Source organism: Tabrizicola sp. (genome assembly GCF_036781545.1).
Lineage (GTDB): Bacteria > Pseudomonadota > Alphaproteobacteria > Rhodobacterales > Rhodobacteraceae > Tabrizicola.
The window spans coordinates 22,112-29,023 of the sequence record NZ_DAIQAT010000029.1; the positions used below are offsets into that span (position 1 = coordinate 22,112).

At 66.6% G+C, this 6,912-nt stretch carries 5 protein-coding genes and 1 pseudogene; all 6 read left to right on the forward strand.

The features are described from left to right. Positions 1-256 precede the first annotated feature (256 nt). Positions 257-1,804: a transcriptional regulator BetI gene (gene betI, locus V7Q39_RS07310; protein ID WP_333815900.1), complete on the forward strand. Its 1,548-nt coding sequence runs from the start codon at positions 257-259 to the stop codon at positions 1,802-1,804. Beyond that, positions 1,801-2,889, forward strand: coding sequence for a Zn-dependent alcohol dehydrogenase (locus tag V7Q39_RS07315; RefSeq protein ID WP_333815901.1), 1,089 nt, complete (start codon positions 1,801-1,803; stop codon positions 2,887-2,889). Before betI ends, V7Q39_RS07315 begins: the two co-directional genes overlap by 4 nt. A gap of 29 nt (positions 2,890-2,918) precedes the next feature. Further along, entirely contained in the window at positions 2,919-3,851 is a 933-nt protein-coding gene (locus tag V7Q39_RS07320) for a glycine betaine ABC transporter substrate-binding protein (protein WP_333815902.1), read from the forward strand. Between the two features lie 657 nt (positions 3,852-4,508). Continuing rightward, positions 4,509-5,612, forward strand: a complete 1,104-nt coding sequence (locus V7Q39_RS07325) for an ABC transporter substrate-binding protein (protein WP_333815903.1) — start codon at positions 4,509-4,511, stop codon at positions 5,610-5,612. 100 nt (positions 5,613-5,712) lie between these two features. Further along, positions 5,713-6,588 carry an ABC transporter permease gene (locus V7Q39_RS07330; RefSeq protein ID WP_333815904.1) on the forward strand — a complete coding sequence of 292 codons (876 nt, stop codon included), beginning with the start codon at positions 5,713-5,715 and terminating at the stop codon, positions 6,586-6,588. Next, positions 6,585-6,912: pseudogene (locus V7Q39_RS07335) on the forward strand (ABC transporter permease); the annotation flags it as partial. The gene V7Q39_RS07330 and the pseudogene V7Q39_RS07335, both read left to right, overlap by 4 nt.

Consider the following 6,912-nt stretch of genomic DNA (forward strand, 5'->3'; position numbering starts at 1 on the left):
AAGGGAAACAACGGCATCAAAGCTGTCAGGTGGGCCACAGTCCAAGCTTGCGACAGAACCCGTCTCTACTCTCGGGCCTGTCTTGTTGTCAGATTAAGACGGCGCGGACATGCGTGTGAACATCACGCTTCCCCTTGTTACGCGCGGTCGAACAGCCAAGAAGCGAACCGGTTCTGCATAGTCAATCGTTTATTGTATGCTTACACTATAAAAACGAATCAAGGTGCTGACATCCGGCACCCCGGGCGGAGGTGCCATGCCCAAGGTCGGAATGGAGCCGGTGCGCAGGCGCCAGATCATCGCGGCGACGATGGCCTGCATCCATGAGGAGGGCATTGCCAAGGCCAGCTTCGGCCGCATCGCCCGCAAGGCTGGCGTGGCCCCGGCGCTGATCCAGCACTATTTCGAGGACAAGGAGACGCTGCTGCTGGAAACCTTCCGCAGCATCTACCGCGAGTTCACCTCGGGCATCCGGCGGCGGCTGGCGCTGGCGCGCACCCCTGAAGAGAAGGTGACGGCGCTGATGGAGGCGCAGATCGCGCCTTCGGTGCTGACGCCCGAGGCGGTGAACAGCTGGTTGGCGATCTATGCGCTGATCCGCGAATTTCCGCTGTTGCAGCGGATCGAACATGCCTACGACCGCCGCTTCATCTCGAACCTGTCGCATGCGCTGCGCGACATGGGCCTCTCGGCGGAGGAGGCGCGCGAGGTTGCGGAGGAGCTGGCGATCTTCATCGACGGGCTGTGGCAGAACGCCGCCAACCCGGTGACCTTCACCCCCGAACGGTCGCGCGACCTGCTCTACCGCGTGCTGCACCGCCGGCTGCCCGGCCACAGTTTCACCCCGCCCGAGGACGAGACCCCGCGGCGCGAGGCCGAGGATGCCCGCCTCGGCCCCGAGGCGCGGCAGTTCCTGCGCGACAACCTGCCGGTCGGGGCGATGAGCGTCTCGGCCGCCAGCCTGCCGGCCTTCCGCGACAACTACCTGCGGCTCAGCCGCCCCGAGGGTCGCGCCGCCGCGCGCGACCATGCCGTGGCGCTGACCCGAATGTCGGTGGGCGGGGTGGACAGCCTGGTCATCCGGCCGAAGGAAGGGCTGCGGCCGGGCGCGCAGCGGGTCTTCTACCTGTTCGGCGGCGGCTACATCAGCGGCGAGCCCGAGGCCGACCTGCCGATCTCGGCCGCGCTGGCCGCCCGGCTGGGCGCGCGGATCACCTCGCCCGCCTACCGGCTGGCGCCGGAACATCCCTGGCCCGCCGCGCCGCAGGATGCGCTGGCGGCCTATCGCGCCTTCGTCGCCGATGCCGGGGCGCCCTTCGCGGTGGTGGGCGAATCCGCTGGTGGCGGGCTGGCGATGGCGATGCTGCAGGCGGCGCGGCGCGAGGGGCTGGCGATGCCCGCCGCCATGGCGCTGCTGTCGCCTTGGGTCGATGCTGGGCAGGGCCTGCCCTGCGCCAACGACGGCTGGGATCCGACGGTGTCCCGCCGCCACCTGGCCGACGCCGCGCGGCTTTACGCCGGGGCCGAGGCGACGGCGCGCAATCCTTCGGTCTCGCCGCTCCACGGCTCGATGGAGGGGATGCCGCCGGCGCTGATCATCACCGGCAGCCGCGACCTCCTGCGCGAACAGGCCCATGCCCTGGCCGCGGCGCTGGAGCGGGCGGGCACCCCAGTCGTGCTGCGCGACTGGCCCGGACTCTGGCATGTCTTTGAATTCTATCGCGTCCTGCCCGAAGCTGCCGCCTCGCTGGACGAGATCGCCGCCTTCCTGCGCAGCCACCTTTCCCCGGAGACCCACCCATGAAAGCCGCCATCTTCCACGGCCCGCACCGGCCGCTGACCCTCGGCGAGGTGCAGGTCGCCAACCCCGGCCCGCGCGAGGTGCTGGTGCGGACCATGGCGGCGGGCCTGTGCCATTCCGACCTGCATTTCATCGACGGCACCTATGCGCTGGAGGCCCCCGCAGTGCTGGGGCACGAGGTTGCGGGCATCGTCGAGAAGGTGGGCGAGGGAGTGATCGGGCTGCGGCCCGGCGATCACGTCATCGGCTGTCTCTCGGTCTTCTGCGGCCATTGCGGCCATTGCACCAGCGGCCGGCCCTACAGCTGCGACCACCAGCACGAGACCCGGCGCGGACCGCAAGAGCCGCCGCGGCTGTCGCAAGCCGGCGCCCCGGTCGGGCAGTTCTACGAGCTGTCGGCCTTCGCCGAGATGATGCTGGTCCACGAACACGCGCTGGTGAAGATCCGCCCCGACATGCCCTTCGACCGCGCCGCGCTGATCGGCTGCGCGGTGACCACAGGCATGGGCGCGGTGATCAACACGGCAAGGGTCGAGGTCGGCGCCACCGTGGCGGTGATCGGCTGCGGCGGCATCGGGTTGTCGGCGATCAACGGCGCCGCCATCGCCGGGGCGGGGCGGATCATCGCCGTGGACATCAACACCGGCAAGCTCGCGCTGGCCCGCGACTTCGGCGCCACCGACACCGTCGACGCCTCGGCCTGCGATCCGGTAGAGGCGATCCACGACCTCACGGGGGGCGGGGTGCAGTATTCCTTCGAGGCGCTCGGCCTGAAGCGCACCTCGGAACAGGCCTTCGAGATGCTGGCGCCCTCGGGCATCGCCACGATCATCGGCATGGTGCCCGTGGGCCAGCGGCTGGAGATCGACCCGGTGTCGCTGCTCTACGATCGCCGGTTGCAGGGGTCGAACATGGGGTCGAACCGCTTCCGGGTCGACATGCCGCGCTATGTCGACTTTTACCTCTCCGGTCGGCTGCATCTGGACCGGATGATCTCGCGCCGCCTGCCGCTGTCCGCCATCAACGAGGGCTTCGACGACCTGCGCGCCGGCCGGGTTGCACGCTCCATCATCACCTTCGATCCATGACTGCTGCCACAACCAACAGGGAAAAAACCATGAAGACGCTTGCTGCCACCAGCCTGATCGCCTGCCTTGCCGCCAGCACCGCCCTTGCCGATGCCGAAAGCTGCAAGACCGTCCACCTGGCCAACCTAGGCTGGACCGATATCCTGCTGACCGACGCCACCGCCGAGGTGATCCTGAACGCGCTCGGCTACGAGGCCAGCGACACACTGCTTGGTCTCGGTATCGCCTATACCTCGCTGCAGGAGGGGAACATGGATGTGTTCCAGGGCAACTGGCGCCCGGTGCAGGACGAGAACTTCAAGGAGTTCTTCGACAAGGGCTGGGTCGAGGTGCTGGGCAAGAACCTGGAAGGGGCGAAGTTCACCCTGGCGGTGCCGGCCTATGTCGCCGAGGGCGGGATCGCGACCTTCGCCGACGTGGCCGCCAACCACGAGATGTTCGAGGGCAAGATCTACGGCATCGAGCCGGGGTCGAACGACTACCTGCTGGATATGGTGGCGCAGGGGCTTTACGGTTTCGATGCCAGCTGGGAGGTGGTGGAGACCAGCGAGACCGGGATGCTGTCGCAGGTCGAACGCGCGGTGTCGCGCAACGAGCCGATCGTCTTCCTCGGCTGGGAGCCGCATCCGATGAACATCGACTACAAGATCGCCTATCTCGGCGGCGGCGACGAGGTGTTCGGCGCGGATTACGGCGGCGCCACGGTCTATACGATCTCGCGCCCCGGCTTCGCGGCGGAGTGTCCGAATGCGGCGAAGCTGTTCTCGCAGTTGGCCTATACGCTGGACTACGAGAACTACGGGATGCGCCGCATCCTGGCCGACGGGCTGGAGCCACAGGAGGCCGCCCGCGCACAGCTGGCCGAGATGCCGCAACTGCTGGAGGGCTGGCTGGCGGGCGTGACTACCTTGGACGGTCAGGAGGGGCTGCCGGTGGTGAAGGCGGCGCTGGGGATCGAATAGCCGCTGCATCGTCTCCAGATCATACTACGACGCCAAACTAAGCTCCCACGACAGGCAGCTTATGAGGCCAGCCGGAGGTCGCAGCTTGCCCGTCGGGTAAGCCAGTGGGCACCGCTCTGCTTCCGGGCGCAGATTGCCTCACGGGCATGCTTCCCCCTCGCCGATGGTTCCGATAAAGCCTGCGCTCCACGCAGGATCGCTATTGGTACCGAATTGCCCGACTACGACGAGGCGAGCTCCCGCGCCGCCTTCCGGCACTTTCTGGCGGGGGGGTCGGTGATGGAACCCGGAGATTGCCGCAGTCGCTGCATCCTGGTGGTGGGGGATATAGACGATTCCCGGCTGACCGCCCTGCCACTCCGCAAAGTCGAGGTTTTCCTGCACGAACGAGTGCGAAATCGGCTACGACCGCGCTGCTTGTGGAACCGGGGGAGACGGAAGATCATCGTCTGGCGGTGACGCTCTACATCCATGCCCCCGCTGCCACCCCGCCTAGGGCTTCTGGAGATCAGCACGCCGTCAATCATCGGACTAGCGTTCAGTGAAAAGCCACCGTAACAAGGTTGGACAGAAAAACGGCTCGTAACTGCGCGCGGTGTCACAGCTTTGTCTCGAGCGCTGGTTACATGGGGCCGGTCAACAATGGAGGTTACCAACATGACGACCAAAACCGCGCTGGCAAGGACCGCGAGCCTTGTCGCAGTGCTGTGGGCTTCGACTGCCTCTGCGCAGTCCCTGGAAGAGATGGAGACTGCCGCAAAGGCAGAGGGGACGCTGAGCACCATCGCGCTTCCGCACGACTGGTGCGGCTATGGCGATGTGATCGCGGGCTTCAAGGCCAAGTATCCCGAAATCAAAGTCAACGAACTGAACCCCGATGCGGGTTCGGCCGACGAGGTCGAGGCGATCAAGGCCAACAAGGACAACAAGGGCCCGCAAGCGCCCGACGTGATCGACGTGGGCCTCGCCTACGGCCCGCAGGCCAAGGCCGACGGGCTGACCCAGGCGCACAAGGTCGCGACCTGGGACGAGATTCCCGAGGGCATCAAGGACCCGGATGGCCACTGGTATGCCGACTACTACGGCGTGATGGCCTTCCTGGTGAACAAGGACCTGGTGCAGAATGTGCCGCAGGACTGGGCTGACCTTCTGAAGCCGGAATATGCCGGGCAGGTGGCGCTGGCGGGCGACCCGCGCGCGTCGAACCAGGCGATCCTGGCGGTTCTGGCCGCGGGCATGTCCACCGGGGCGGCATCGGGCGAGGCGGCCGGCAAGGCCGGGCTCGACTTCTTCAAGCAGCTGAATGATGCGGGCAACTTCGTTCCGGTGATCGGCAAGGCCGGTACGCTGGCGCAGGGCACCACGCCGATCGTCATCATGTGGGACTACAACGCGCTTGCCGCACGCGACACGCTGGCCGGCAACCCGCCGGTCGAGGTCGTGGTGCCGAAGTCGGGCGTCCTGGCCGGGGTCTATGTGCAGGCGATCAGCGCCTATGCGCCGCAGCCGAACGCGGCGAAGCTGTGGATGGAGTATCTCTACAGCGACGAAGGTCAGCTTGGCTGGCTGAAGGGCTACTGCCACCCGGCGCGCTTCAACGCGATGGCCGCTGCCGGCAAGATCCCGCAGGACCTGCTGGATGCGCTGCCGCCGGCCGCCGCCTACGAAGCCGCCTATTTCCCGACGCTGGAAGAGGTGGACGCGAACAAGGCCGCCGTCACCGGTGGCTGGGATTCGGTCGTCGGCGCCAACGTCGAGTGATCTGAGCCTCCACCCCCGTCCCGGTCCGTCCGGGGCGGGGGCCTACCTCACCGGGGCCGCCAGACGCCTTGGGAGCCTGACCGACAGGGGAAAGTCCACGATGCGAGACACCGCTCCGCCCGCCGCGAGATGGCGCCTGCCCGTCGAGTGGCTGGGCATCCTGCCGTTCGTGGCCTTTGCGCTCTTGTTCCTGATCCTGCCCACGATGAAGATCGTGATCGGGGCGTTCCAGTCGCCTGACGGCAGCTTTACGCTTCAGAACCTGATCGACCTGAACACCGATTCGATCCGCAATGCCTACTGGACCTCGGTCAAGCTGTCGCTGATCACCGCCCTTCTGGGCTGTGCGGTAGGGTTCGCGATGGCTGCCGCGGTGGTCTTCGGCGGGCTTCCCAGATTCATCCGCAGCCCGCTGCTGACCTTTTCCGGCGTGGCGTCGAATTTCGCGGGCGTGCCACTGGCTTTCGCCTTCATCGCCACGCTCGGCCCGGCGGGGCTGGTGACGCTGTGGCTGAAGACCCAGTTCGGCATCAACCTGCGCGCCTATGGCTTCAACCTTCTGTCCTTCTGGGGGCTGGTCGTCACCTATCTGTTCTTCCAGATCCCGCTGATGATCCTGATCATCACCCCGGCGCTGGACGGGCTGAAGCGCGAATGGCGCGAGGCGGCCGAGGTGCTGGGCGCGACGGCGGGACAATACTGGCGCATGGTCGCCTTCCCGATCCTGTTCCCCTCGCTTCTGGGCACCTTCGCGCTGCTGTTCGCCAATGCCTTCGGGGCGGTCGCCACAGCGTTCGCCCTGACCGGGCCGCAGCTGAACATCGTGCCGATCAAGCTTTTCGCGCAGATCCGCGGCGATGTGTTGGGCAACCCCAACCTCGGTTATGCGCTGGCCTTCGGGATGATCGTGCTGACCGGGCTGGCGAATGTCATCTACATCGTGTTGCGAACCCGCTCCGAAAGGTGGCTGAAATGAAGCGTCTCCTCGCCTGGGCGGCCTTCCTTGCGGGCTGCCTCTACTTCCTGTTGCCGCTGGTCGGGATGACCGAGTTCAGCCTGAAAATGCGGCGGGGCGAGTATTCCTTCGATGCCTATGCCCGCGTCTTCGAGGATCCCCGCTTCTGGGAGACCTTCGGCTATTCGCTGACGCTTGCGGCGGCGACCATCGTCTTCGGTGTGCTTCTGGTGGTCCCGACCGCCTATTGGGTGCGGCTGAAGCTGCCGCAGGCCCGCCCGGTGATCGAATTCATCACCCTGCTGCCGCTGGTCATCCCGGCCATCGTCATCGTCTTCGGCTATA

What these genes read in the sequence shown, in the direction of transcription:
- V7Q39_RS07330 (WP_333815904.1), top strand. Translation starts at nt 5,713, where the DNA reads ATGCGAGACACCGCTCCGCCCGCCGCGAGATGGCGCCTGCCCGTCGAG.
- betI (WP_333815900.1), top strand. Translation starts at nt 257, where the DNA reads ATGCCCAAGGTCGGAATGGAGCCGGTGCGCAGGCGCCAGATCATCGCG.
- V7Q39_RS07325 (WP_333815903.1), top strand. Translation starts at nt 4,509, where the DNA reads ATGACGACCAAAACCGCGCTGGCAAGGACCGCGAGCCTTGTCGCAGTG.
- V7Q39_RS07315 (WP_333815901.1), top strand. Translation starts at nt 1,801, where the DNA reads ATGAAAGCCGCCATCTTCCACGGCCCGCACCGGCCGCTGACCCTCGGC.
- V7Q39_RS07320 (WP_333815902.1), top strand. Translation starts at nt 2,919, where the DNA reads ATGAAGACGCTTGCTGCCACCAGCCTGATCGCCTGCCTTGCCGCCAGC.